This window comes from Rhodanobacter ginsengisoli, from assembly GCF_042657065.1.
Taxonomy (GTDB): Bacteria; Pseudomonadota; Gammaproteobacteria; order Xanthomonadales; family Rhodanobacteraceae; genus Rhodanobacter; species Rhodanobacter ginsengisoli.
Genome location: NZ_JBHSNF010000001.1, coordinates 205,944 through 231,735 on the forward strand (window position 1 = coordinate 205,944; position 25,792 = coordinate 231,735).

General features: G+C 59.1%; 17 protein-coding genes. 16 read left to right on the plus strand and 1 reads right to left on the minus strand.

The genetic code is table 11. The features are described from left to right. Positions 1 to 3: 3 nt before the first annotated feature. The 10 genes from ACFPPA_RS00835 to ACFPPA_RS00880 all read left to right on the plus strand — a co-directional run bounded on the left by ACFPPA_RS00835 (position 4) and on the right by ACFPPA_RS00880 (position 13,852). Complete coding sequence (locus ACFPPA_RS00835; protein ID WP_377316326.1) at positions 4 to 1,959, plus strand: XrtA/PEP-CTERM system amidotransferase; 1,956 nt, start codon at positions 4 to 6, stop codon at positions 1,957 to 1,959. Then, positions 1,956 to 2,954 carry a sulfotransferase family protein gene (locus ACFPPA_RS00840; protein ID WP_377316328.1) on the plus strand — a complete coding sequence of 333 codons (999 nt, stop codon included), beginning with the start codon at positions 1,956 to 1,958 and terminating at the stop codon, positions 2,952 to 2,954. The genes ACFPPA_RS00835 and ACFPPA_RS00840 overlap by 4 nt, the downstream gene beginning before the upstream one ends. Next, on the plus strand, positions 2,951 to 4,270 hold the full coding sequence (locus ACFPPA_RS00845; protein ID WP_377316330.1) for a glycosyltransferase family 4 protein: 1,320 nt from the start codon (positions 2,951 to 2,953) through the stop codon (positions 4,268 to 4,270). The genes ACFPPA_RS00840 and ACFPPA_RS00845 overlap by 4 nt, the downstream gene beginning before the upstream one ends. Then, positions 4,267 to 5,571 carry a TIGR04063 family PEP-CTERM/XrtA system glycosyltransferase gene (locus tag ACFPPA_RS00850; protein WP_377316332.1) on the plus strand — a complete coding sequence of 435 codons (1,305 nt, stop codon included), beginning with the start codon at positions 4,267 to 4,269 and terminating at the stop codon, positions 5,569 to 5,571. Before ACFPPA_RS00845 ends, ACFPPA_RS00850 begins: the two co-directional genes overlap by 4 nt. After that, positions 5,561 to 6,766, plus strand: coding sequence for a carboxylate--amine ligase (locus ACFPPA_RS00855; RefSeq protein WP_377316334.1), 1,206 nt, complete (start codon positions 5,561 to 5,563; stop codon positions 6,764 to 6,766). Before ACFPPA_RS00850 ends, ACFPPA_RS00855 begins: the two co-directional genes overlap by 11 nt. A 2-nt stretch (positions 6,767 to 6,768) precedes the next feature. Continuing rightward, complete coding sequence (locus ACFPPA_RS00860; protein WP_377319414.1) at positions 6,769 to 7,878, plus strand: beta-L-arabinofuranosidase domain-containing protein; 1,110 nt, start codon at positions 6,769 to 6,771, stop codon at positions 7,876 to 7,878. A 4-nt stretch (positions 7,879 to 7,882) separates the two neighbouring features. After that, positions 7,883 to 9,208 carry a putative O-glycosylation ligase, exosortase A system-associated gene (locus ACFPPA_RS00865; protein ID WP_377316336.1) on the plus strand — a complete coding sequence of 442 codons (1,326 nt, stop codon included), beginning with the start codon at positions 7,883 to 7,885 and terminating at the stop codon, positions 9,206 to 9,208. Between the two features lie 16 nt (positions 9,209 to 9,224). Further along, positions 9,225 to 10,463: a glycosyltransferase gene (locus ACFPPA_RS00870; protein WP_377316338.1), complete on the plus strand. Its 1,239-nt coding sequence runs from the start codon at positions 9,225 to 9,227 to the stop codon at positions 10,461 to 10,463. Positions 10,464 to 10,629: 166 nt separating this feature from the next. Next, on the plus strand, positions 10,630 to 11,493 hold the full coding sequence (locus ACFPPA_RS00875; RefSeq protein ID WP_377316340.1) for an ATP/GTP-binding protein: 864 nt from the start codon (positions 10,630 to 10,632) through the stop codon (positions 11,491 to 11,493). Between the two features lie 874 nt (positions 11,494 to 12,367). Then, on the plus strand, positions 12,368 to 13,852 hold the full coding sequence (locus ACFPPA_RS00880) for an asparagine synthetase B family protein (RefSeq protein WP_377316342.1): 1,485 nt from the start codon (positions 12,368 to 12,370) through the stop codon (positions 13,850 to 13,852). A 509-nt stretch (positions 13,853 to 14,361) separates the two neighbouring features. Here the strand turns inward: ACFPPA_RS00880 and ACFPPA_RS00885 are convergent. Then, the gene (locus ACFPPA_RS00885) at positions 14,362 to 16,410 is read right to left on the minus strand and encodes an acyltransferase family protein (protein WP_377316344.1); all 2,049 of its coding nucleotides are present in this window, start codon (positions 16,408 to 16,410) and stop codon (positions 14,362 to 14,364) included. A 1,089-nt stretch (positions 16,411 to 17,499) separates the two neighbouring features. On the opposite strand from ACFPPA_RS00885, the gene ACFPPA_RS00890 reads away from it, so the two are divergent. The 6 genes from ACFPPA_RS00890 to ACFPPA_RS00915 all read left to right on the plus strand — a co-directional run bounded on the left by ACFPPA_RS00890 (position 17,500) and on the right by ACFPPA_RS00915 (position 25,280). Beyond that, the gene (locus ACFPPA_RS00890) at positions 17,500 to 19,356 is read left to right on the plus strand and encodes a hypothetical protein (RefSeq protein ID WP_377316346.1); all 1,857 of its coding nucleotides are present in this window, start codon (positions 17,500 to 17,502) and stop codon (positions 19,354 to 19,356) included. A gap of 260 nt (positions 19,357 to 19,616) precedes the next feature. Next, positions 19,617 to 19,862 (plus strand): hypothetical protein, encoded by a 246-nt coding sequence (locus ACFPPA_RS00895; RefSeq protein WP_377316348.1) that lies wholly within the window; start codon positions 19,617 to 19,619, stop codon positions 19,860 to 19,862. A 324-nt stretch (positions 19,863 to 20,186) separates the two neighbouring features. Next, positions 20,187 to 21,629: a lipopolysaccharide biosynthesis protein gene (locus tag ACFPPA_RS00900; RefSeq protein WP_377316350.1), complete on the plus strand. Its 1,443-nt coding sequence runs from the start codon at positions 20,187 to 20,189 to the stop codon at positions 21,627 to 21,629. Next, a complete protein-coding gene (locus ACFPPA_RS00905) occupies positions 21,630 to 22,751 on the plus strand; it encodes a CapA family protein (protein ID WP_377316352.1) in 1,122 nt (373 codons plus the stop codon). A gap of 53 nt (positions 22,752 to 22,804) precedes the next feature. Next, positions 22,805 to 24,457, plus strand: coding sequence for an asparagine synthetase B family protein (locus tag ACFPPA_RS00910; protein ID WP_377316354.1), 1,653 nt, complete (start codon positions 22,805 to 22,807; stop codon positions 24,455 to 24,457). Between the two features lie 73 nt (positions 24,458 to 24,530). After that, positions 24,531 to 25,280: a hypothetical protein gene (locus ACFPPA_RS00915; RefSeq protein ID WP_377316356.1), complete on the plus strand. Its 750-nt coding sequence runs from the start codon at positions 24,531 to 24,533 to the stop codon at positions 25,278 to 25,280. Positions 25,281 to 25,792 lie beyond the last annotated feature (512 nt).

Sequence of the window (25,792 nt, forward strand, 5' to 3'; positions counted from 1 at the left end):
TCCGTGTGCGGACTGGCCGGCATTGTCTCATCGCATAACAGCAATGGCGTGAATGAAAGCGTGTTGCTCGCCATGCGGGATGCGCAGCTTCATCGCGGACCGGACGATGCCGGACTGTATCTCGGCAAGGACGTTGGCTTGGGGCATCGCCGCCTGTCCATCATCGATCTGAGTCATGGACAGCAACCGATGGTGGACGAAGCCGCCGGCCTAGCGCTGATCTACAACGGCGAGCTATACAACTTTCGATCGCTAAAAGCCGAATTGGAAGAGCAGGGCGTGGGATTCACCAGTCACAGTGACACCGAGGTGCTGTTACGCGCTTGGCAGCATTGGGGCGAGGCGTGTCTGACACGGCTGCGGGGCATGTTCGCGTTTGCGGTATGGGACATGCGTGCGAGTCGTATTTTCCTCGTACGCGATCATATCGGCATCAAGCCGCTTTATTACGGCTTCACGCGCACCGGCGATTTCGTATTCGCGTCCGAGCTCAAGGGGCTGATGGCGCATCCCGAGGTGGATCGCAAGCTCGATCCGCGGGCGCTGGAGGATTACCTGGCGCTCGGCTACGTGCCGGATCCAAAAAGCATCTACAAGGGTATCTGCAAGTTGCAACCGGGCCACTGGCTGAGCTGGCGAGCGGGCGAACCCGCTCCGGCCCCCTGCCAGTACTGGGATTTTCCTTTTGAAATCGACGACAGCGTGAGCGTGAATGAGGCGACGGGGCGGCTTCGCGGCCTGTTGGATGACGCCGTGGCAAGCCAGATGGTCTCCGACGTACCACTGGGAGCATTTCTCTCGGGCGGTGTGGATTCAAGTGCAGTGGTAGCGAGCATGAGCCGGGCGACGCGGGAGCCGGTCAACACCTGTTCCATTGGTTTTGACGACAGCGGTTTTGATGAGACCGCCTACGCGCGGCAAGTCGCAGAATACCTCCATACGAACCACTTCGAAGAACACGTCAGTTCGAAGGATTACGATTTGCTGGATACGCTCGCCGGAATTTACGACGAACCGTTTGCAGATAGCTCCGCGCTGCCAACCTGGAGGGTATGCCAATTGGCGCGCAAGCACGTCACGGTGGCGCTTTCCGGTGACGGCGGGGACGAGAATTTCGCCGGCTACCGGCGCTACCGGTTGCATACGTGGGAAAGTGGTCTGCGCGCCCGCTTGCCGTCAGGGCTGAGAAAGCCGCTGTTCGGCCTGCTGGGGAGAGCCTACCCCAAGGCCGACTGGGCACCACGCCTGCTTCGTGCCAAAACCACGCTGCAGGGGCTTGCGTGTGATGATGTGGAGGCATATTTCCACAGCGTCAGCATCACGTCAGCGGCGATGCGCCAGCAACTCTATAGCCCTGCCTTCAAACGCGAACTGCAGGGTTACAACGCGCTCACCGTATTCCGTGAACATGCCATGCGTGCGCCCACCGATCATCCGTTGCTGTTGGCCCAGTACCTGGACTTCAAGACTTGGCTTCCCGGTGACATCCTGACCAAAGTCGATCGGGCCAGCATGGCGCACAGTCTGGAAGTGCGCGTGCCTGTGCTCGATCAGCGGTTGGTCGAATGGGCCTCCAGCCTGCCGCCTGAGATGAAATTACGACACGGCGAAGGCAAGTTCATTTTCAAGAAGATGCTCGAACAGGACTTGCCGCACGAGGTGCTGTACAGGTCCAAGATGGGTTTCCGTGTGCCGCTTGCGGCGTGGTTCCGCGGCCCGCTGGGAGCGCAGCTGCAACATGCTCTCAAGGACGGGGCTCTCGCCGATTCAGGCTGTTTTGAGGCCGCCGCGCTCGATCGGCTGGTGCGACAACATATGGCAGGTCAGCGCGATCACAGCGCGACACTGTGGAGCCTGCTGATGCTGGACTCCTTTCTGCGTTACATTCAGCGGCCCGCGACTGCCGCGTTTTTCGATAACTCGATGCATGCGGTTGCTACCGCTGGGGCTTCGCCATGAATCCCTGCATTCTGCTATTCGGCATGCCACGCTCGGGCACCACCTGGATCGGCAAGCTGCTGGACAGCCATCCGGACACGCTTTACCGCCATGAACCGGACAGCGTGCGGCGGTTGACCATGCCGCTGTTTCCCGGGAAGGAAGATGCGCCCGGGTATCGCGCTGAGCTGGAACGGTTTGTCGACCAGCTTCCGAGGCTGCGCTCTCCCGAGGTGGTGGGCAAACAACCGCTGTTTCCCAAGAGCTACCAGTCCGCTGCCGCGCTGGCGGCCTATCGTGCCAGCGTGATTGGCGCGAAAGCCGCGAGTCGGATTCGCCGGCACTTTCCCTGTTTGTACCGCCCAACGGCCGCGGGCTGCGATCGAGTGCGTCTGGTGTGGAAGTCCGTTGAGTCGTCGGGACGTCTGGGTACGTGCATCGAGGCGCTTCCGGATGCCCGCGGAATTCATCTGATGCGGCATCCGTGCGGCTATATAGCGTCGATATTGCGCGGCGAAGCGACGCAGCGGTTTAGCGGCCCCGGGGAAGATGATCTTTGGTTGCTGAAAATGCTGCTGGACACGCCTGCCGCGAAAACACACCACATCAGTCTGGATGATATTGAAAAGCTCACGCCAGAGGAACGGTTGACCTGGCGTTGGGTGTTGATACAGGAAAAGATTCTTGCCGATGTCGCGAACTGCGAGCGCGTGCTCACATTGCGCTACGAAGACATCTGCGCCGAGCCGCTCGCCTTGACCCGACAACTGTTTCAGTTTGCAGCTCTCGAGTGGCACCCGCAAACGGAGGAGTTCGTCCGTGCAAGCACCCAGGGGACGAACACTGATTACTATAGTGTCTTCAAGCATCCGCAGCGCTCGGCGCAACGCTGGCGCTCGGAACTGCCGCCGCAGGTCATCGAACGCATCCTGGGAATTTTGCGCAACAGCTCCGTTGCCCGCTTTTACCCAGATGACGCCCAGACGCCAGCGGCGCTGGGGGAGGTCGCGCCATGAAGACCGAGCCGGTCAATTCTTTCGCGGCCGATGGTGTCGAGTCGCCGGGAAAAAAGGCATTCAATGCGACGTCCCCTGGTGCCGAAACCAGGGTCGAGGCAGATGGCCAGCGCAAGATTCGCCTGCTGGTTTTCACCAGCCTCTATCCGGATGCCGAGCGGCCGCGCCACGGCGTATTCGTGGAAGAGCGGCTCCGGCACCTGGTGGATTCCGGCCGGATTGCCGCGACTGTTGTAGCGCCCGTGCCGTGGTTTCCGTTTCGGCATCGGCGCTTCGGCGCTTACGCGACATTTGCCAGGGTGCCCAAGTATGAGGAGCGCCATGGAATCCAGATTCTGCATCCACGTTATCCGGTGATCCCGAAACTGGGCATGAGCGTCACGCCATTCCTGATGCACTGCGCGCTGCTGCCGGTGCTCCGGGCCATGAAAGCCAACGGGACTGATTTCGACCTGGTCGATGCACATTTCCTTTATCCGGACGGCGTAGCGGCGGTGCGCCTCGGCGCAGCGATGGGCAAACCGGTGGTGATCACCGCACGCGGCAGCGATGTGAATGTGATTGCGCGATATCGCCTGCCTGCGCGGCAAATCCGATGGGCGGCGGAACGTGCCGCCGCCATTGTGACCGTATCGGGCGCATTGAAGGATAAAGTCCACGCCCTGGGTGTGAGTCCAGACAAGGTCGTGACGCTGCGCAACGGTGTTGATCTAGAGCGCTTCAAGCCGCTGGATCGCAGTGCCATCCGTGCCAGGCTCGATCTTGCTGGTCCAGTCTGGTTGGCGGTGGGGAACCTGATCGAACTGAAGGGCGTGCACATTACCCTTGCGGCGCTGGCGAAGACGACCGACGCAACATTTTTGATTGCGGGCGAAGGCCCCGAGAAGGCGCGCTTGTGGGATTTGGCCAACCGTTTGGGTGTCCGTACTCGTGTGCGGTTTCTTGGCAATGTTCCGCATGCGCAGCTGTGTGATTACTACAACGCGGCAGACGCGATGGTGCTGGCATCGAGCCACGAAGGTATGCCCAACGTGGTGCTGGAATCCCTGGCCTGCGGCACGCCGGTGATTGCCGCGCCTTTTGATGGCGTCACCGAATTGTTGAGCGCGCCGGAGGCCGGCGAAATTGCCGCGCAGCGGAGCGCCGATGCGATCGCGTCCGCATGGCTGGGGTTGCAGGGCCGGTCGCCGGAACGCGCTGCCACGCGCGGCTTTGCCGAGCGGTTCGGCTGGCAGCCCGTGGTGGAAGCGCAGCATGCACTTTATGCGCAGGTGCTGGCGACTGCGAATGGCCCCGGGCCCGGGGTGGAACGATGACCGGCGCAGTGAACATCGCACGGCAACACTCGGCGGCGACGGCGTTCGATGACGGTCCGTTGCGCATCCTGCATGTGCTCGATCATTCGCTGCCCCTGCACAGTGGGTATACCTTCCGAACGCTCGCTATTCTCAGCGAGCAGCGAGCCATGGGATGGGAAACGTTTCAACTGACCAGCCCAAAACAGGGCAATGGCCTGGAACGCGAAGAGCATATTGACGACTGGATTTTCTATCGCACCCCGCCGGCGACCAGCATGCTGGCGCGGTTGCCGCTCGTCCAGTACCCCTTCCTGATGAGAGCGCTGCGCATCCGGCTTGCCGAAGTAGTGGACAGCGTGCGTCCAGACATCATCCACGCACACTCGCCAGTGCTGAACGCGTTGCCTGCGCTCGCAGTCGGTCGGACTGCGGGCATTCCGGTGGTGTACGAGGTCCGCGCATTCTGGGAGGATGCCGCTGCCGATCATGGTACAGCGCGTGAGTGGGGGCTGCGCTATCGCTTGACGCGCGCGCTGGAAACCCGCGCGCTGCAACGCGCCGATGCCGTGACCACGATCTGCGAGGGTCTGCGCCGCGACATGCTGGAACGCGGAATTCCTGCAGACAAGATCACCGTCATTCCCAACGCCGTGGATATATCCGAATTCCATTTCAAGGCCTCAGCCGATGCGACGCTGGCGCAGCAATACCGACTCACGCACGGCAAGACGTTGGGGTTCGCAGGCTCGTTTTACGCGTACGAGGGATTGGAACTACTGCTGCAGGCGATGCCGCAGGTGCTGCATGCCGAACCACAGGCACGACTGATGCTGGTGGGCGGGGGGCCGTACGAAGACCATTTGAAAACGATGACGGTTGAGCTTGGCGTTGAAGGCGCCGTGCATTTTACCGGGCGCGTGCCGCATGCCGAAGTGGGCCGCTACTACAGCGTCATGGATGTCATGGTCTATCCGCGCATCCCTCGACGGCTGACGCAGTTGGTGACGCCGCTGAAACCACTTGAGGCCATGGCCTTGGGCAAGCTGGTGGCGGCATCGGATGTGGGTGGCCATGCCGAGCTGATTCGCGATGGCTACAATGGCCATCTTTTCCGCGCTGGATCGACCGAGGCCCTCGCGGCTTGTTTGATCAATCTGCTGAAGACCCCCGAAACCTGGGACGATGTGACAAGCAACGGCCGCGCGTTCGTGGAGCGTGAACGTACGTGGAAAGCCAGCGCGGCGCGTTACCGCACCGTCTACGCCGATGTGCTCGGTCGCCAACGGCATGTCAAACAGGGTCGATTGCATGGCCATTGATACGCCTGCGGTGGTACTGGGCGCGGGTCTGAATGGCCTGGGTGTGGCGCGCAGCCTGGCGCGCGCGCATGTACCTGTCTGGTTACTTGATTGCAACGAGCTGCGCCCGGAAATGTACACGCGCGCTGCGAAGGCCCTGAAGATCGGCGCGTTGCATGGCGAAACGCTGGCCGAAGAGCTCGTGCGTCTGGGGGACGGGCAATTTTCCGGTTTGCGACCGGTGTTGTTTCTGACGCAAGAGGAAAGTGTCAGGACGATCTCGCATGAGCGCGATCGGCTGTCGGCTCTTTATCGCTTCAGCCTGCCACCCATTGACGTCGTGGACAAACTGCAGCACAAGCTGAGTTTCCAGCGTCTCGCCGAACAATCAGACAGCCCCATTCCGCCGTTGGTGCACATTCGCTCACTTGAGGATCTGCCTGCTCTTGAGAGTCTGAACTATCCGGTAGTGATCAAGCCGGGCGAGCGGCATGCCGAATACGGGAAGCATTTCAAGAAAGCTTATCGGGTGGAGAGTGTCGCGGAAGGCACCGAGTTGATCCGCCGCATCCTGCCAGTGATGGCTGATATTGTGGTGCAGGAGTGGACCGAGGGGCCAGATTCCAATATCTATTTCTGCCTGCAATATCTAAACAGGCAGGGGCAGGTGACGGCGTCGTTCACCGGGCGCAAGATCCGCTCCTGGCCGCCGCAGGTGGGTGGTACGGCGAGTTGCATGCCGGCTCCGGAAGCCCATGGGGAGCTGTCCGGCATGACCGCACGATTCTTTCAGAACGCAGGCGTGATCGGAATGGCCGGGATGGAGTACAAGCGCGACGCGCGCAGCGGCGATTTCCGCATGGTGGAGCCGACCATCGGCCGCACGGATTACCAGGAAGAGGTGGCTACCCTCAATGGTGTCAATCTGCCATACGCCGCTTATTGCGCCGAAATGGATCGGTCCGGGCCCGCGTCGGAACCGGTGACGCGATCACTGGCTTGGCATGTGCGTTCCGACGACGAGCAATCTGCCGCCGCCCAGCATCAGGGGTCTGGGCAAGGCTTTGACGGTGTTGACGGTGTGTGCGACGCATTGTGGCGTTGGAATGATCCCGTGCCATTTCTGGTTCAAGGCTTCCAGCGCGTCCGGCATGTGCTGCAAGCCCGCACTGCGAAGATGATGCCACGATCGCACGCTGCCAGGAGCAAGTCTTGAACGTGGTAGCCAGATTCCTGTCCCGGCGATCGACACGCCCGCCCGCAGATGCGCGCGGCGGACTGCAAGCAGCGGCCGAATGGCTGTCGCGCGCCCAGGACGCCAGTGGTTGCGGCGGCGTCAGCGCTCATTACGATGTGGCGAAATGCCAGTGGGCGGGTGCCTATCCTGAGACCACCGGTTACATCATTCCCACCTTCTTTCGCTATGCAGATTTCTCCGGCAACCATGAGTATCGCGAACGGGCCCGGCGCATGGCAGCATGGGAGTCCGACATTCAGCTTCGGGACGGTGGCGTACGCGCCGGCACGATGGACGCTTCGCGAATCGTGCCGACTATCTTCAATACAGGGCAGGTGTTGTTTGGCTGGCTGTCCGCCTGGCAGCAAACGCAGGATGCGCGCTTTCGTGACTCGGCAGTGCGCGCAGCTGACTGGCTGGTGGCCGCGCAGGATCCGGATGGCGCCTGGCGAAGTTTCGCTTCGCCCTTTGCCGCTCATGCCGTGAATACCTACAACACGCGTGTGGCCTTCGCGCTGGCCAAGGTCGGTCACGCCCTTGGAGAGCCGCGCTATCTGGATGCAGCAGTGCACAATGTGCAGTGGGCGCTCACCCAGATGCGTGCCAATGGCTGGCTGGAGAACAACGATTTGGAAGACAACGAGCGGCCGCTCACGCATACCATCGCCTATGCGACCCGCGGCATCCTGGAAGTCGGCTTAATTGCTGCCAACGGCACTTTTGTGGACGCTGCCGCGCGTATGGCCCGATCCGTCGCGCTGTCCCAGCGCCGCGACGGAGCCTTGCCCGGTCGGCTGGACTCAGCCTGGCGTCCTGCGAGTCGCTGGACCTGTGTGACTGGCAATGCGCAGATGGCCATCATCTGGCATCGTCTGGCGGCGGCAACCGGCGATGCCTCCTGGAAACCGGCGGCGGGACGCGCCATCGGCTTCAATCTGTCGATCCAGAACCTGACTGCCGTCGATGGCGGCGTGCGCGGTGGAATGCCGGGCTCCCATCCCCTGAAAGGGGGCTATATGAAGAACCGCTATCCGAATTGGGCAGCGAAGTTCTTCATGGATGCGCTCATGCTGCAACTCGAAACGGACTAGCGACATGCGTGACATTGCCCTCGCCTTGTTCATCTTCGGAATGATCCCCATCATGCTGATGCGGCCCTATGTGGGCCTGCTCGTATGGTCATGGCTCGGCTACATGAACCCCCATCGGCTGACCTACGGTTTTGCTTACGGCTTTCCGTGGGTAATGCTGATCGCCGTCATCACGCTCCTGAGTTTGTGGGTCAGCAAGGAAAGCAAGCGGATTCCCAGGTCGACGGTCAGCGTGCTGCTCGTGCTGTTCCTGTTGTGGACGGGATTCACTACGTTCTTCGCGGTCGTGCCGGATGTCGCGTGGCAACGATGGCAGGACTTCGCCAAGACGCTCGTGTTGGTGTTCGCCACACTGATGCTGGTGAATACCCGTGAACGCATGCACTGGCTCGTATGGGTGATCGTGGTTTCGCTCGGATTCTATGGCATCAAGGGGGGCGTGTTTACGATCGTTCAGGGCGGCACCAATCACGTACTTGGACCTGCCGGCAGTTTCATCGCCGACAACAACGACCTGGCCCAGGCGCTGTGCATGGTCCTTCCGCTGATGCGCTATCTCCAGCTTCAGACCTCAAAAAAACTGGTGAAGGTCGGGCTGGGACTGGCGATGTTCCTCACTGGCGTCGCGATACTGGGTACCTATTCACGCGGCGGTCTCGTTGCGTTTACGGTGGTAAGCGCGACCCTGTTCCTGAAGAGTCGCCGGATGATAACGCTTGCGATCGCCCTTGTGGCGGTGGGAATGACGGCCTACAACTTCATGCCCGCGCAGTGGATGAAACGCATGGACACGATCCAAAATGCCGGGCAGGTCAACAGTTTCCAGACGCGCGTGCAGTCGTGGGAGTTTGCCGCCAACGTCACGCTTCACCGTCCATTGGTTGGCGGTGGATTCAATGTTTCCGAAAGTAACGCCATGTGGGGCCGTTATGGGCCTGAGGGTGCGAAGCCGCGCGCCATCCACAGCGTTTACTTCCGCGTGCTTGGTGAACAAGGGCTCCCCGGGATCGTCCTGTTCATCGCGCTTCTGGTTGCCAGTTGGCGGTATTGCGCCAAGGTGCGGCGCCGGACGCGCAAGGTGCCAGCGGAGAAATGGGCGTTCGACCTTGCTTCCATGCTTCAGGTGAGCCTGCTCGCATTCATGACCGCGGGCCTCGCGACCACCTCGAGCTACTTTGATATGAGTTACCAGATCATGGCGATGTGTGCCATTTTGCATGGGTTGGTGATCGCAAAGGTCGCCGCGACCGCTGCGCACCGAACAGTCGATCCGTCACTGCCCCGGTTGCCAGCGGGCGAAACGCTCCTGAACTCGTCTAGCACGAAATGAACGACCGGATCGAGTGATGAACAAGACCGTGATCATGACGGGTTTCCACTTTCCCCCGTCCGCACTGAGCAGCGGTCACCTGCGGCTCTTGGCATTTACGAAATACCTGCCCGAGTTCGGTTGGGATCCGGTGGTCCTGTCCGCGACCCCAGGCGCGTACGAACTAACTGATCCCGCCAGCGTGCGATCCATACCCGAAAAGTGCAGTGTATACCGCGCCTTCGCGCTGGATGCCAAACGTCACCTGGCGGTCATGGGCAAGTACCCGCCCATTCTTGCGTTACCCGACAGATGGGCAAGTTGGTGGCCCGCCGCAGTCTGGAATGGATTGCGTCTGATCAAGCGCCATCGTGCGCAGGCGATATGGTCGACGTTTCCCATCATGACCTCCCACTGCGTCGCCTACACGCTGCATCGCTTGACCGGCATTCCATGGATCGCGGATTTTCGCGACCCGGTGGCGAGTTCAACGGCGGGCAAGCACCCGATGGCGGTAAGGTCGCAGAGTCGCTGGGAGCGTCGTGTCCTATCGCACGCGGCGCGTTCGGTGTTCACGACTCCCGGCGCGATGCAGTGGTGTGCCGAGCTCTACCCTGAGGCTTGCCGGGCTGGCCGTTTGACGGTCATCGCGAACGGATATGACGAGGAGGTATTCGCCGACCTCGGTCGTCCGCCTCCACGAACCGGGCGACCGTTGGTCCTGCTGCACAGCGGCCTCCTGTATCCAGAGGGCCGGAACCCAGGTCCATTCTTCGCCGCACTCGCGCGTCTCAGGGACTTGGGGAGCGTAACTCCCGAGATTCTCCAGGTCGTCCTTCGAGCGAGTGGTTCGGTGGCCGCCTATACCCGCGAAATACAACGTTTGGGGCTCGGGGAAATGGTGAGCTTGCTGCCGCCCATCGGCAACCACGAAGCGCTGCTCGAGCAGGCCGCGGCCGATGGATTGCTGCTGTTCCAGGGCAGCAAGTTCGACCTGCAGATACCGGCCAAGGTGTACGAGTACCTGCGAATTGGGCAGCCGATCTTCGCTCTGGTCGGAGCCAACGGAGACACCGCGACCCTGTTGCGCGACTCAGGCGGAGCAGAATTGGTGGCGGCCGATGACGTCGATGCGATCACGACAGGCCTGTCCGGATTCCTCCGCGCACTCACCGAGGGGACTGCTCCGACTCCACGATCCGCCGTGGTCGCCCATTATTCACGGCGCGCAGGGTCGGAACTACTGGCCTCCTTGCTCGATCAGGTTTGCACTTGAAGCTCTTCCGGATGCGGGGCTTCTGCGGGCCCGCTCGCCGAAGCATCGCAAACTCTTGACGGACAGCGCTAGTGGTAAACGTCGCTAACCACGAGCGGAATCAGCATAATCGGAACGTCTTCGGATAGTCTGCCCAAATGAAATATTAACGGGGTAAACAAACTCCATGCTAGCAGCCAAGACGTTTTTCGAAACTCCATCGGAGCAGCTTACTCCACGCATGGAGGAGGACTTTTTCACCTCGTTGATGACGAGAAACAAGACTTACAAGACTACATTTCACGACCGTTTTTCCGACATCAACCCGTACCTCCTGGAATACCTGCAGCATCATGCGCCGCCAGCGCCCAGGATTTTGGATGTCGGGGTTTCTTCCGGCATAAGTACCGTCGAGCTGTACGACGATCTGCGTCAGGGCGGGCTCGAAGTGGAGATTCTCGGCACCGACATTCTGATTGACGCCCTTCTGGTGAGGGTCTTTCCCAAATGCCACGCGTTGGTCGAACCTAGCGGGTTTCCGCTCAGGTTCGATTTGCCCCTCGTCACCATGAAGCCCTGGGTAACACGCAAAGATTATTACAACGGGCTTTTCATCTTGCGTAAATTCGTCAATGCTCTATTCACCCGCCGGGTGCATCGAATATTGCGCAACCCGGACAACGCCGGAATCAGCGAAGTGAAGTTGGTTACCCCGCGTGCGCTGGCCAAAGCAGGTATCACCATGTGCACCGACGACATAAGCCGGTACAACAGTGCGTTTGAGGCGAAGTTTGATTTCGTTCGCGCAGCAAACGTGCTCAACAACGGATATTTTTCTCACACTGTTCTTTCAACTATGATTGCGAATATAGGACGCTACCTGCGTAGACCCCACGGCAGTCTGTTTGTGGTGCGTACTCACGAAGACCGTGCCAACCATGGGACTCTGTTTCGCAGGGGAGACGATAAGCATTTTGAGGTGGTTCATAGGGTCGGATCCGGGTCGGAAATTGAAGATGTCGTGTTGCGGGCGGAGATACCGGAGAAATGACATTATATGGAATAGTGCCGTCAGGCCAATCACGCGAGATTGGCTTCGTCGCGTTGACGCCAGCATCTTTGCGGTCGACCTCGACCGGTTAAGTTGGGCTCGGCTGCTGGATCGTGCGATGCACATGGACACGTGATTGCGTTACCTGACACGGCCTGATTCCCCACGTCACGCACCCATGGTTGCGCGTTCGCCGCATGCCGGCACCTTGTGCCCTGGCGTTGTGCGGCACGCGCTTGATACTTGGGCGCCTTGTCGAGGTTTCACCGAAGCTTGCGATTGATCTTCGTCGCCGCGCGTTTCAAATCCGCGCCGGTCTCGCGCGCCAAGAAAAGCCATCCCATTGATGTGCTGAATCCGGTAGCATTAGTCTTGGCCCAGAAGCTGTGCAGGCTGCCGCACCTGCGCCGATTTACCACTCCGAGTGGTGCACTTCAGAATTGAACTTCCCGGTCATGTTGGCAATACGATCAGCGGTGAACGATGTGCTGCAAGGGAACAGGGCGGAATCTGGAGGGCAGACGCATGGTCGAAGCGTTGAATAGGAACGGCAGTCGTAACTCATCGACGATGACGTCATGAGCCTGAATGCGCTTTTTTTCTATTGCGTCTCGGCTCGCTGCTCATACCCGTGCTGAACGCGCTGTCGGTTTTCCTTGTTAATGGTGACCCCAATGGGGAAGTCCGTGCTGCCCGCTCGTTGGAGCGTCAAGGGTTCTTGCGTGCCACGCGAATGGAGTGGGGCGGAGGCAGCGTTGTTGCATGGGGGCACCCGGAACAGCGGCAGGTAGAGGATTGTGTCGTTCAAACTCCATCGGGGGCGGCTTGCTGCGTCGGCCCACTGTGGTTTCGGGGTCATTTTGGTCGGAACGCGTTGGCGATACTGCTCGACGAAGTTCGCGCGACCGGGCGCCTGGAAGAAGGCGCATTGCGCGGCAACTTCGCGCTGTTCCTCAATACGGGCGAGCACACCTGGCTGCTGAATGACGCGTTGGGGTTCATACGCATCTACGCCAGTGCGGATCGTTATTTTTTCAGCACGAGTTGGCTGGCCACCTGTGCATATCTGCAGCACGTCGAACTTGACGCGGCCTCGGCGATTGAATACGTGCTGCTGGGGGCGGCACATTCTTGCCAATCGGTCGCGCGCGGGGTCGACCTGCTTCCCCTCGGCCATGCCCAGGATCTTCGGCGCAGCTGCACGTGGCAGCGGTTTCCCCACGGTTTCGATGTGCATGCCTCTGAGTTCCGCTCGCCGGACCATGCTGTGGAGGCCATCACCGAACATCTGCGTACTGTTTCGACCGAAGTGGCTGCGGCCTTTCCGGGTCGGGTCAACACGGCTTTGTCGGGCGGGTTCGACTCGCGTCTGATTGTTGCAGGGTTGCTTGCGGTCGGCGTGCAGCCGCGGTTATTTGTGTATGGCGATTCCGATTCCGCCGACGTGGCGATAGCGAGGACAGTGGCTGGTGCGACCGGCCTTGCACTCGATGCAATCGACAAAGAGGTGATGAATCGCAGTTTGCCGGTGCCGGACATCGAATCGCTGGAGCAAAGCACTCTGTTCTTCGATGGCTTGCCGAGCGACGGCATCTATGATCCGGGCGCCGACCGACGCACCCGATTGCAGCAAACTGCCGACGGGCGCATTGCGCTGAATGGTGGCGGCGGCGAGATTTTCCGCAACTTCTTCCACCTTCCGGACCGTGCCTTTGCCGCCCGTGACATTGTACGAACCTTCTACCGAGGATTCAGCCGTGGCATGTTTCGTGACCTCGACGGCCTGGCGCGCTACGAAACGCGGCTTGCGGCGTCGATCCGGAACATCGCGGGCATGTCCGCGGTTGGGGACGAATGCCTCTCGCGCGCGCAGATCGAGCTCCTCTACCCCTTGTTCCGCTGCCACTATTGGATGGGCGTCAACAACAGCGTGGCGGTGCGCCACGGGTACTACGCGACGCCGCTGGTGGATCTGGAGTCCGTGCGCATGGCTCTGCAGGTGCCGTTGCGCTGGAAGAATGCGGGTGCCTTTCAAAGCCGCCTGGTCGCTGCACTGCATCCAGGTATCGCAGCGCAACCTTCGGCCTATGGTTTTCGCTTTGATGTTGGACCGGGTTGGAAGGCACGACTGGCCGAGTGGACGACCTGTGCTCGTCCGGTGTTGCTGCGCCCGCTGATCAATGCCGCACGACGAAGGCTGAGGACTGTGCGCGTCGCACCCGCGGTGTGGCACCGTTACCGCGCGCTGCTGCCGGGCGAGTGGCGCATGGACTCACTGCTCGACCTTACTCAATTGGCGGATGAACGTGCCTTGGGACGCGCCCTTGCCGTCGAAGTAGTGTGGCGGCGGATACTCTAGCCGGCTGTCCGCCTATGGATAATCGACGTAATAGTCGCGGGATAGTGCATGCGTCTCCAGGTTCACGTCTCGGTTCGCGTTCCTGCCGCGCCGGATTCCGTCGGCAGCAAACACGATCCACTTCTCAAGGCCTCAAACCAAGGTACGAAGGGATGATGCCCTATCCGGTCTGTTTTCACCATCTGATTGGCGCCAAACCTCAGCTGATACAGCCCATATGTATCTTCGGCGACTTGGGACGCCGCCCTGCGGCAGAATCAGTATGGCTCGGGAGTAGTTGATTTCGCTCCTCCTCCTCCTCCTCCTGGCAGGGGGAGGTTGGCGAGCGCAGGGAGTCCTTCAAGTGAGGGGGTGCTCTTGCTGGTGAATCAAGAGCACCCTCTTCCCAGCCCTCCCTCCGACCGAAGGAAGTCCCTTTGGGGCAAGCAGGGGGGGGGAGCGGGAATCCAACCATGCTCGCGACCGGAGAAGGGGCATGCCAGCTGAGGTTCGACGCTAGTCAGGCTTCATTATGGCCGGTGCCTCGATATTGCGTTCATATGTGCGGCAAACACCGGATAGACCTGCAGCGATCCCGCTTCGCTCAGATGACCCGAGTCATAGTAGAGAAACTCATGCTGCGTAGCCCACGGGCATATATCTGCGTTGCACAGCGCGTCGCCGACCCCCAGTACCGATGCCAGCGAGTACTGCGAGGCGACCGATTTGAGTATCGAATTCGCTCCCGCTTGCTGCTGCTCATATCTAGGTCGGGTCACCGCACTGGCGTTCAATTGTTTGTCAGAGGGATTCTTGGCAAATCGGATGGCCGCCTTGGGGACCGACGTGCGTTGGTGCGGGTTGTCCTCCATGAGCACCACCGGGATTCCCAAATTCTGATAAAAGCCAAGCGTTTCGTTCAACGCGGTGCGCAACGCTTGCGCGCCCGTGCTGGAGTGTTGGATATGAATCTCTCCTGTACCCATATAGCTTGCCCAAGCTTCGATCAATACGACTGCTTTTGGTCGAGCTTCGTTGGCGAAGTGGCTTACTTTCTCGCTCAATTCGCGACATGCATTCGGATAATCGGTGCGCACTATGACGTCTGTCAGTGGCAAGCAACTCCCGATGGATGAAAAGACAATCCTCGTGTTGGTAGCCTTGCCGTACTTGTCCAGGGTCGGGATCATGGCTCTCGCATGGCTGTCACCGTAAGCCAGCACTACCGCTTTGGAGTGTGTGTCGCCAATCTCGCAGTACCATTTGTCCGGCAAGTACGCGTCACGGCCCCGTTTCTGCAGAAGCGTCATTCTTGTCTGGGGATTGAAACAATCGCGGGAGTCGGCAAGGGCGCCCAGCTGCATGGATTTGACATACTCTTCGGCCTTGACGGAAACAAGACTTGCTGGCCGATCTGGCACCCCTGACGCCGCGTAAACGGCCAAGCCCGCCACACCCAATATCGAAACGGCGGCCGTGAGGCCGACTGAAGTAAATCCTCGCCGACTCCTGCGGATTGGGTCCTCGAAGTAGCGGTAGCTCAGCCAGGCCAGCAGGGTCGACACCGCCACCAGCACGAGCCGGGATGCGTGGCGAAACGTCGGGTTGTTGTCGCCAAACACGATGACCATCAGCGAGAGCAACACCCAATGCCACAGGTACAGCGGGTAACTTATCAGTCCCACCCAGACCGCCGGGCGCCAGCTCAGCAAGCGTCCGTTCAAGAATGTATTCGGCCCCGCATTGACGATTAACGCGGTGCCGAGCACGGGAAGTAGCGCCCAGAAGCCCGGGAACGCGCTGGTTGGCTCGATGAGCGAAAGTCCTGCAACGATGAGGGCCATCCCTCCCCACGCTTGGACAGAACTCCACCTGGACAACCATGTCACACCATGTCGGTGCGCTACTGCGAGCCATGCCCCTACCATAAGCTCCCAGGTGCGTGAGACTGGGGAATAGAAGGCATGTGTGATATGACCGCCGAAGACGAGTGATACGTTCAACGCAAACGTCATTGCCGCGATCAGGGCAATGGATCTAAGCAGCGGCCAGCGCCGGCGGGTGATAACCCAGAGAAGCAGCGGCCACGCGATGTAGAACTGCTCCTCTACTGCCAGACTCCACAGGTGCAGCAGCGTTTTATCGATCGATGCGTGATCGAAATAGCCGGCTTCGTTCCACAAGACAAAATTTTCCACATAACCGGCGCCCGCCGCGACATACTTTCCAAGGCGCTCGTATTCCGAGGAAAACAGTACCAGCCAGCCAATGACAAGGCAGGCAGTCAGCACGAGAATGAGCGAGGGGAAAATGCGGCGTATGCGGCGCTGGTAGAAATCCGACAGCAGACTACGAAAGGTCGGGAAGTCGTTGTCCTCGATTGCCTTGACGAGGATTCCTGTAATCAAGTAACCACTGATGACGAAGAAGACGTCGACGCCAATGAAACCACCCGGAAAATTCCCTGGCGAGTAGTGGTAGGCGACTACCGCCAGCACTGCAAGTGCACGCACGCCGTCGATGTCAGGGCGATAGAACCCTTTGGGTCGCACGACGTCAAAGAGGTCTCGGATAGCCATCGACAGACCAGTGCTGAAGGAGTGTCGGATTGTACCCGGTGGGTTCAATTAGGAAGTGCCGTCGGGCGGAGTACGCTGTTCTTCGATGGCCCGCCCAACGACGACATCTACAATCGGGGTGCCGACCGCCGAACTGGGTTGCGGCAAGCCGCCGACGGGTCCATTGCGCTGGACGGTGGTGGCAGCGAGATCTTCCGTGACTACTTCGACCATCCGGATCGCACGTTTACCGCCCGCTACATCGTGCGAACCTTCTACCGAGGGTTGACGCGGCGTCTTCCGCGACTGCGACGGCTTGGCGAATTACGTGGTGCGCCTGGCCGCATCGATTTGGAGAATCGTGAGCATGCACGAGGCCGGGAACGAGTGCCTCACGCGCGCGTCAGGCATCCGCATGATGTGATCGGCACGGGTGGTTCCAGGTTTCGCCCTGCTCTCAATACTGGCCACGGCTGCGTCAAGGCAGCAAATTTCACGCCGGGTGCGCTTTGGGCACGTAGCGGACGCAAGAAGAGGGGCCATGCTCTCTACCGACCACCGGCATGTGGTTCATCGACCTGCTTCAACTCCATCTGTGCCAGCCGAGGGCGTGCGATACCTGCTTCTGATCGTGCCGCGACACTTACCAGCGATGCGGCTTGTGAGTGCCCGACGGGGGGATTCCGATCCCTCGAATCTATTGGCATCCCCCTGCGTGGCAAACAAGACATGGATTGGACCCCCGAGAAGAACTACCAGAGCCGTGATGTAGTACTGGAATACGACAGGGTGGGTTCGACGAGTATTCCCGGCAGGGGTTTCAATTTCCTGGAAAGGTGAACGAGTGCAAGAAGAATCATCCGGTAGGGCGCTTCGATCAACCATTTCTTGGAGGTGAGCGCGCTGACACGCCGCGATGGACCATGCTGGCGGTGTAGATGCAGGTGGCGTGTGCAAGCGTTTTCCTTGCAAGAAAGCCCTCCGTTGGTGACGCCCATGGCGACGAATCGTACCCGTATTGGGCGAACGCTCGCTGACACGGCAGCGTTGCGTTAAGATCGCTTCGTTTCATCATGGCATCTGCGACAGCACTCCTCGGGAGACTGTGTGATGGAAGAACAGAGTCCGTCTTCGCGCCGACGTTTCCTGCAAACCGTCCTGGGTCTGCTGGGCCTCGCCGCCTTGGTGCCGCTGCGGCGTGTGTTTGGCCGCGCGCCGCCAACTCCGCCAGGATCACCCAATCTATCGCCAGGACCGCCCATTCCGCCGCCAGCTCCGCCGCCGGTAACGGAGGGCGCGCACCTCGCTGTCGTGACGGTTATCGATGGGGCCAGAAGGACATGGTTCGCTCAGGCGCGCGTGGGTGACGATCCGAAGGTTGCCGCCAAGTACGTCAAGCTCACCGATGCGGCAGGGAATGCGCATGCCGGACTGACTGCATGGTTCTACGCGGACTGCGTGGAAGTGGGGGCGTGCCGCTTTGACAACGCGTACGATTACATCAATTGCCAGCTCGAAGTAATGTACGACGGCGTGGTGGTGCCACATGCACCCAGCAGCAAAGCCGATGGCACTGTGGACTTTTGGCGCGGTTGTCGTAACCCGGCGATTCGTTATGGCACTCAGGCGCCCATCCCTACGGGCGCAGACATTGATTGGTCGCTGCTGCCGAGCTACACGAAAGAGGCACAGCCGTTATACAAAGACTCAAAATATGATTACAGCTTCAACGGCGTTGGGCTTTCCCAGTACACGAACATGGGGCCGGGTGGTGAGCGTCCGGACATTGGATACATGTCGAAGTGGAACGTAGGGTTCCTCATGAACCAGACGCCAGAAGATTGGGCGGTTGTGCGGCGCGCTGATGACCATGACGGTGCGTGGCCGATATTCTTCTGCGACCCGTCCACTGGGCGAATTATCGATCGGAACGTCTACCCGGATGCTAACTTCCTGCCTCCGGCGCAACAGCGCGGGATCAAGCATAATCCCGTTGCTCCCTACAGCGGCGCGTTTGACGGGGCCACGCTTGTGCCTCCAAAGAGTATCTGGAAATCCACAGGTTGCCGGTTCATCCCGAACGGGGCGCATCTGGATTCCTACACATTGCTTTCAGCCATGCTTACAGGTACAGCGCGGGACAAGGAGCATGCGAGTTTTTGGGCGAACTTCCCGCTCATGGAGATTGGGCCGAGCTACACGGCGTCCGGTGGCGTGGTGCATAGTGCGCAACGTCGGTTCGCATGGTGCCTGCGTAACCTGTTCATGGCCAGCTACGTCAGTGCCGACACCGCGTACTTCGCGGCGGAAACGGCCCGGAATCTGGTCATTGCCAATGCGCTGCCGCAAAACCCCTTTGGCATCATCGACACGGTGGTCTCGTACGCGGGGACAGGCGAAGCCGCCGGCTACCACGGCATGGCCGAGTGGATGCAGAACTACCTGTCCATGACGCTGGATGCGGTGTCGTACAAGCTGCCCGAGTGGAAGCCGTTTGCCCAGTACGTTGCCAAGCTGCCGATGGAGTGGTTCAAACATCCTTACGTCATGCTGGCTACGCACTACTGCCTGATGTGCAAAGACCCGAACGGTAATCTCATGACCGATTTTTCGCAAATGCTGTACTACAGTCTCGTGGACAGCGCCCATGGAAAGTGGACTGATGCAGAAGCAAACGCATTGCTCGCAGCGACCACCGTGCAAGAGGCCCACGATATTGTGGCGGCGCAGTACGCAAGGGTTGGTGGCACGTGGGGCGGCCGGTGCGTGAACAACGTATCCGACTTCCATGGAAACTTTGCGCAGGCGGAGGCCTACCCAGCGACGTTCATTGCCGCTGTGGTTGCAGCTGCAAACTGTGGAGCGCCGGGAGCGGACGCGGCGCTGGCTTATGTGGGCGCCCTGCCAACCAAGCCGCACTACAGCAGTGACCAGAAGTACCACCTCGTACCGAGATCGAAGCTGTAAGCAGGGGGTTTTCCGATGAACAATCCCGCAGTCGGTGTGTATCCGATTCAGACAGGGGCAGGCGCGATCTGCAACGAGGTCGAGCTGGGTCTGTTCCGGGTAGCCGGATACTGTTCGGAGTGTTTGCCTCGAAAGCGGTGACTCTTGGGCCACATGACCTTGGCGCGATATCGGTCGAGGTCGGCAATACAATACGTTCTACAGCACTGTCAGGTACGACCGGTATATTGCCTTGCTGCAGAATACGGATATCGGATCCGATGGCGACGGCGCTTCAGGAGATTAGCAAGCAGGCCGCACACAAAACCGCTGCAGTCGAAGATATCTGGGCGGTTGCTCAAGCGCTCGCCAGGGATGTCGGCACCGTTCTTGCCGTCGGGGCCGTCGGGGCCGTCGATGACTCGGTGAGCATGACCATGGTCGATGCCGGCTCGGGCTGCGCCCAGTCCATTGCCTTGGATCTCGGGGGCCTCCGTGAGGCGCCGCGCAAGCCAGTCGTCTGCTGAGGGCATCCCAGGGCCCAGCGATGCCCAGCCCTGGATGAACTTTCAGGTGGGTCGCGACCGCGACCACGATCGGGCCTTGGCTGGGCTAGCCGCGGCAGGCCTTGCCACCCGGACCCTGACTTCACCCTCTTCAACCGACATCACACTCCACAGTGACTCGATCCCGAGTATCTGTTGATGATAGGGCTGCTTATCTCTCATCCATCTAGGCTAAACTGCCCAAAGCACGATTGGCACCACGCCATGATGACTGTTTGGACAGGATGGTCGCCCTTTGGAAGCGTCACCCATGTTCGCCCACGTGTCTGGCCGGACTGATTCCGAATGAGTCTACGCAAAGACGTCCTTCACTCACTGAAGTGGCTGGCCGGGGCGCGTTTTGCCGGCCAGATCATCGCGTGGATGATAACGCTGGTGGTCATTCGCATCCTCAAGCCGTCCGACTACGGCTTGATGGCGATCGCCGAAGTGCTGATCGGTTTCGCAACCTTGTTTCAGGAACTGGGCTTGTACTCGGCCATGGTCCAGAAACGCGACCTGACTGACCGACAGGTTGAGCAGGCTTTTGGCTTTCTCATCCTGGTCAACAGCGGAATTTACATCCTGGTGTTCGCCATCGCGCCACTGCTCGCGAGTTTCTTCGGCGACCCGCGTCTCACAAATATCGTGCGCGTTCTGGGCATCCAGTTCCCCTTGGCATCGGTTGGTGTAGTGCAGGATGCCATGTTGAGTCGCAGCATGCGATTCAAGCAAAAGTCGCTCGCGAACCTCGTGATAGGTCTGAGCAACGGCATTACGACACTGGGATTCGCGCTGGCGGGTGCAGGCGTGTGGGCGCTGGTGCTCGGTAGCCTCGCCGGGGCTGCGATACGCCCCATTGCGCTGAGCCTGGCGGCAAGGCATTGGTGCCGCCCACGATTCTCGCGCGATGGCCTGTCGGACATGCTGCGTTTCGGAAGCTTCGTCACCATCAGTCGATTACTTTGGTACGTATATTCTCGATCGGACGTCTTCATCATCGGCAAACTCCTTGGCAAGGAACTTCTTGGGTTTTATTCCATTGCTATGCAGTTGGCGTCTTTGCCCATACAGAAAGTTGCGGAGATGCTGGATCAGGTCGGGTTTGCCGCGTATTCTTCCGTCCAGCACGATATGGCCGCTATCCGATGCCATTTCCTGAAAGTCATACGAATACTCAGTTTCATTTCCTTTCCCGTGTTCTGGGGAATTTCCAGTATATCGCCTGATTTGGTTATGGTCGTGCTGGGGAGCCGCTGGGAAAAGGCGATCATTCCCCTGCAATTACTCGGCTTGGTTGGACCAATCCGCATGATTGGCCATGGTAGTGGTTCGGCGTTGACCGCGATCGGCAAGCCCCATATCGGCACGTTGAGTCCTTTGATCGCGCTTGTAATCATGCCGCCGGCGCTCTTCATAGGTACCTATTTCGGTGGCTTGGTGGGTGCCTCGCTTGCATGGGTCATTGGATATCCCATTCTCGTACTTGCCCGTATACCCTTTACGCTGCCACATCTCGGACTGAACACTCGAAAATACCTCGGGGCCATGGTTGGCCCGGCAGCAGGCGGCGCGGTCATGTACCTCACTGTGATCCTTGCCCGTGACACGATTGCCCAACCCTTACTTGGCCCCGCAAGCGGCATGGCACTTTTAATTGCCATCGGCGTGTTGGTCTATCCGGTATTCATGTGGTTGTTCTGGCGCAGAAATTTCATGGAAGTCGTTGATTTGTTGAGAAGAAGGTAAATGGACAAAGATCATCTCCGATTTGCGTTCGTGGGAGACGTGTGCCTCCCCTTCTTGAAAGGTACGCCAGCCGGCGTTCCTGAATTCAATAGTTGGCCCACGATCAGGCGCGAGATCGGAGAGCATGACTTTCTCGTCGGCAACCTGGAATGCTGCCTTGTGGACGAGCGTTGCAGTCAGAAAGCTCGAGAGCAGCCGATGGCAACGCCCGTTGCCGCGGGCTCGTTCCTGCATGAAATCGGTTTTACCGACCTGTGCCTGGCGAACAATCATTCACTGGACTGTGGATCTGGAGCGCTTACGACTACCCGCGAGAGTCTGGCCGCCCACGGCATTCGCGGATTCGGCGCAGGTGCCGATCTGCGCGAGGCAGAAGAACCTGTCTTCGCGGAGCGCAATGGGTGCAAAATTGCATTTCTGGGAGCTTGCGACAAAAGTGAATACTACGCGTCGGACGGCCGCGCCGGTATCGCACCGCTGGAAAAATTGCGCCTGGGAGAACGCGTGCGCGCCGCTGCCGCGGAAGCGGATCTGGTCGTCACGATGCTGCACGCCGACCTTGAATTTTCCGACGTACCCGGCCGATGGCGGCAGCGCTTGTCACGTTGGCTGGTCGAACAAGGCTCGCACCTCGTGATCCAGCATCATCCACACGTATTGCAGGGCATCGAAGAATACCAGGGCGGTGTGATTGCCTACTCGCTGGGAAACTTCATTTTCCGGCTGCATGGCAACAAGTACCAAGAGCACCAGGCCGGCGTCTTCGACAGCATGGTACTGATCGTCGACGTTGACATGCGCGGAGAGAAACCGGTACTTGCGCATCGCACCATTCCACTCCACATCGGAAGCGATCATTTGCCACATCACATGACCGACCGTTCCCGCGAAAAGGCCTCAGTACGGTTGCAGGCGCGCTCGTCGCTCGTTGCCGAGAGAAACGTCCACAGGAAAATCTGGTTTCGGCGTTGCCGGTTGGAAGCCGTCAGCCGCATTAGTCATCTCTATTATGCGTATCGTCGCGGCGATATCGCGAGCGGCAATCGCACACTGCACCAGCTGCTAACATGCCGGGAAGACCGGCGTTGGATGCTGGGGCTGGCGTCGCTGGGCTATCTTTGAGGCCTGAACAGGAACCACTCATAGCGCGCCCCTTTGCAGCGGAGCGGCGATACATGCAGACAGAGTACATGCCGATGCGGACGTCCGTTACGAAGTCCGATCTCTCGACATCGAGCGGTCCGTTACGGGCCTCGCGCCAAACGGCACCGGATGCCGGTGGCGCCGCGCAACCAGATGTCGATTGCGCTGGCGCAATCGATAATCCGTACTTCCTCGTACGGAAACGTGGTGAACGAATCGAAACACGGGGTCGGTCGACCGCCGAGTTTGGTCATCAGATACCTTCCACCACCCACCACGTTGCCGATGGCATTTTCGCGCACTGGCACTGGGACGGAACACGGCTCGCGGTCAAAAATGATCGCTATGGCTTCTATCCACTGTTCTGGTTCAGCCCTCCCGGCGGCGGGGTATGTATCTCCTCGTCGCTCGTCAGCCTTCTCGAACAAGGGGCACCGACGGAACTGGACATTGAAGCCCTCTCGGTCTTTTTCAGGCTGGGCTTCTACGTCGGGGACGACACTCCGTTTTCAGGCATCAAAACGGTGCCCCCGAATGCCGTATTCGAGTGGGAGAACGGGAAGCTCGAGTGCCACGGAAGATATCCTCAGACGCTCAACGCCACAGCGCTCTCACGCGATGAAGCCATCGACAGATACATCGACCTGTTCGCGAAAGCCATGGCGAAGCGAGCGCCTGATTCGGATGCCTTCGCCGTCCCCATAAGTGGTGGTCGGGACTCGAGGCACATACTGCTGGAATTGCACCGGACCGGATTCGAACCAGGGGCATGCGTCTCTGCGCTGGACAATCCACCTGATCCCAACGAGGACGCCAGAGTTGCAGCAGCCCTGTGCCAGAAGCTGCGACTTGATCTTGTCATCGTCAATCAGCAACTATCAGCATTTTCAGCGGAAGTGCGCAAGAATCCGAAGACCCATTTCTGCACGCTAGCGCATGGGTGGTACCTTGCGTTGGCGGACTCTCTGAACGGGCGATTCGGGTGTGTCTATGACGGAATAGCGGGTGACGTTCTCACTCAGAGCAAGTTTCTGAACCCTCAGCTCGACACAGCGTTTCGTACCCGGGATGTCAATGCAATCTGTGATGCACTGCTGTCACGGCAGACTGCGGGATATTCCGGCATAAGAGGTCTGTTGAAGGGAGACTTGAAAGCAGCCATGGAACCAGGGGTAGCCACGAAGCGACTTGCCATGGAGGTGGAAAAACACCTGGACGGCCCAAATCCGGTCGCATCATTCATTTTATGGAACCGCACCAGGCGTGCAATCGCGCTAGCACCCTACAGCCTGCTTGCGGACATACCTCGTGTATACGCACCTTTTCTGGATCATGATCTGTTCGATTTTCTCACCACACTGCCGTCAAGCATGCTGCTGGACCACAGCTTCCACGATGACACGATTGCCCGTGCGTATCCGAATTTTGCAAACTTTCCCTATGTGGACAAAGCCGCACCACCCGCCGACGACACCAAAGTGCGGGCGCGCTTCCTTGCGGACGCCGCGCGCATGTTTCTGCTGAAAAGACCATCAGGCCTCATGAAAAACCTGTTGCCCAGGGCCAAGATGTTGACCAGCGTTCTTTCCCTTGGCCATATTAATCCATGGGTTTCACCATTTATCCTATATCTTGATCAAATCGAAACGTTGATGGAGAAAAAACGTCGCGTCCCATCTGATTGATCACGAATTTGTTCAATTTTCCGGGAAGATCGCAATGAAGGAATTGATTTCGCGGTGTTACACAGAATGGATAATGTCCCGCGCAGAACGTGTATTTTTTGTCTATGGAATGCGTCGTTCCGGGAACCATGCATGCATTGGATGGCTGACAAATGCTTTGGAAGGCGAGGCAGTTACGTTGATCGAAAGTAACCGCATCAATAATTTCAACTATTCAGATAGCGGCAGGACGTTCTTTGTTAATGACGTTTCTACCATGGACGGTCGAAGATACCTCAAGTCACTCGCCCAGGATCGGAATAAAATACGTCAAGCACGATTCATAATAATCTCGGCGGAAGACAAGGATGCATCCGTTGGGCGCGGATGGCGTATCCCTCGTCGCAGTGAGATGATCCTTGCGCGGCGCGATACGCTCAATCTCATGGCTAGCCGGTTTCAAAATCTCAACAGAAGGGCTCAAGAAGGTCTGGGCGCGAGTTTGCAAACTATGCAGGGCAAATTTTTTGAGACTTTGAAGGGTCACATCAAGAACCCCCAGGGTGCTGTCTGGCGGTTCGAGCGTTGGTGCAATGATGAGGTGTGGCGACGCGAATTTCTGGCGCAACTTGGATTGAACCATGACATCTCACCTCACATGGTAGGCCTTGGCTCGTCGTTCGGAAACCGCCAGGCGCAGCCGTCTTCCAGTCAACTGAGCGAACGTTTCGCGACGGTCGAACCACGGGCGCCCTGGATAGCGTTCATCAGACACGCAGCATCAGAGTTTCCTGACGTATTCAGCGCAGAGGAGCATGCGTCGGTCCGAGCATTGGTCGACTGATGATTGATAGCATTACACGACGTTCCAAAGGAAACATCGGCTTCGGCTTCGGCTGTGGCGAAGATGCCAGTCATTATTTTGGTGTGCACCCGATGAGGTATGCGCGTATCTCGACAGATCTCGTGACAAATGGCATTTTTTGCAATTCGATATTCTGCAAGATCATCCAGATCTGTTGATAATCCGCACGAGAGCCCCACTGGCGGGAATCTTTCCGGGACGAAGAGTTGGATTTCAGGTTTCTCGCGCGTGAAGGCGCCGTTGATCCAATATCGGCGTGGTCTTCAAGGGAAGCCATTGTGGATGATGGATGCGGCTCAGGTTTTGGGTCCCACTCAGGATGCTTTCACGTAGCGATCCGCGATGTGCTTTAGTTGGGTGGAATAACACATGGCTGTCCTCGTCACGCAGAGACTGATATTCGCTGTGCTGGTGGTGCTAGCGGTTATTTGGGTAATCCGGTTTCCGTATCCTGCGTCGTGGTTGGGACCATTTGTCGCCGGGTTGTCGAC

Bases quoted from the DNA above. Each gene is read 5' to 3' on its own strand.
- ACFPPA_RS00840 (WP_377316328.1), top strand. From the start codon at position 1,956: ATGAATCCCTGCATTCTGCTATTCGGCATGCCACGCTCGGGCACCACC.
- ACFPPA_RS00845 (WP_377316330.1), top strand. From the start codon at position 2,951: ATGAAGACCGAGCCGGTCAATTCTTTCGCGGCCGATGGTGTCGAGTCG.
- ACFPPA_RS00850 (WP_377316332.1), top strand. From the start codon at position 4,267: ATGACCGGCGCAGTGAACATCGCACGGCAACACTCGGCGGCGACGGCG.
- ACFPPA_RS00855 (WP_377316334.1), top strand. From the start codon at position 5,561: ATGGCCATTGATACGCCTGCGGTGGTACTGGGCGCGGGTCTGAATGGC.
- ACFPPA_RS00865 (WP_377316336.1), top strand. From the start codon at position 7,883: ATGCGTGACATTGCCCTCGCCTTGTTCATCTTCGGAATGATCCCCATC.
- ACFPPA_RS00870 (WP_377316338.1), top strand. From the start codon at position 9,225: ATGAACAAGACCGTGATCATGACGGGTTTCCACTTTCCCCCGTCCGCA.
- ACFPPA_RS00875 (WP_377316340.1), top strand. From the start codon at position 10,630: ATGCTAGCAGCCAAGACGTTTTTCGAAACTCCATCGGAGCAGCTTACT.
- ACFPPA_RS00885 (WP_377316344.1), bottom strand. From the start codon at position 16,410: ATGGCTATCCGAGACCTCTTTGACGTCGTGCGACCCAAAGGGTTCTAT.
- ACFPPA_RS00890 (WP_377316346.1), top strand. From the start codon at position 17,500: ATGGAAGAACAGAGTCCGTCTTCGCGCCGACGTTTCCTGCAAACCGTC.
- ACFPPA_RS00895 (WP_377316348.1), top strand. From the start codon at position 19,617: ATGGCGACGGCGCTTCAGGAGATTAGCAAGCAGGCCGCACACAAAACC.
- ACFPPA_RS00900 (WP_377316350.1), top strand. From the start codon at position 20,187: ATGAGTCTACGCAAAGACGTCCTTCACTCACTGAAGTGGCTGGCCGGG.
- ACFPPA_RS00905 (WP_377316352.1), top strand. From the start codon at position 21,630: ATGGACAAAGATCATCTCCGATTTGCGTTCGTGGGAGACGTGTGCCTC.
- ACFPPA_RS00910 (WP_377316354.1), top strand. From the start codon at position 22,805: ATGCAGACAGAGTACATGCCGATGCGGACGTCCGTTACGAAGTCCGAT.
- ACFPPA_RS00915 (WP_377316356.1), top strand. From the start codon at position 24,531: ATGTCCCGCGCAGAACGTGTATTTTTTGTCTATGGAATGCGTCGTTCC.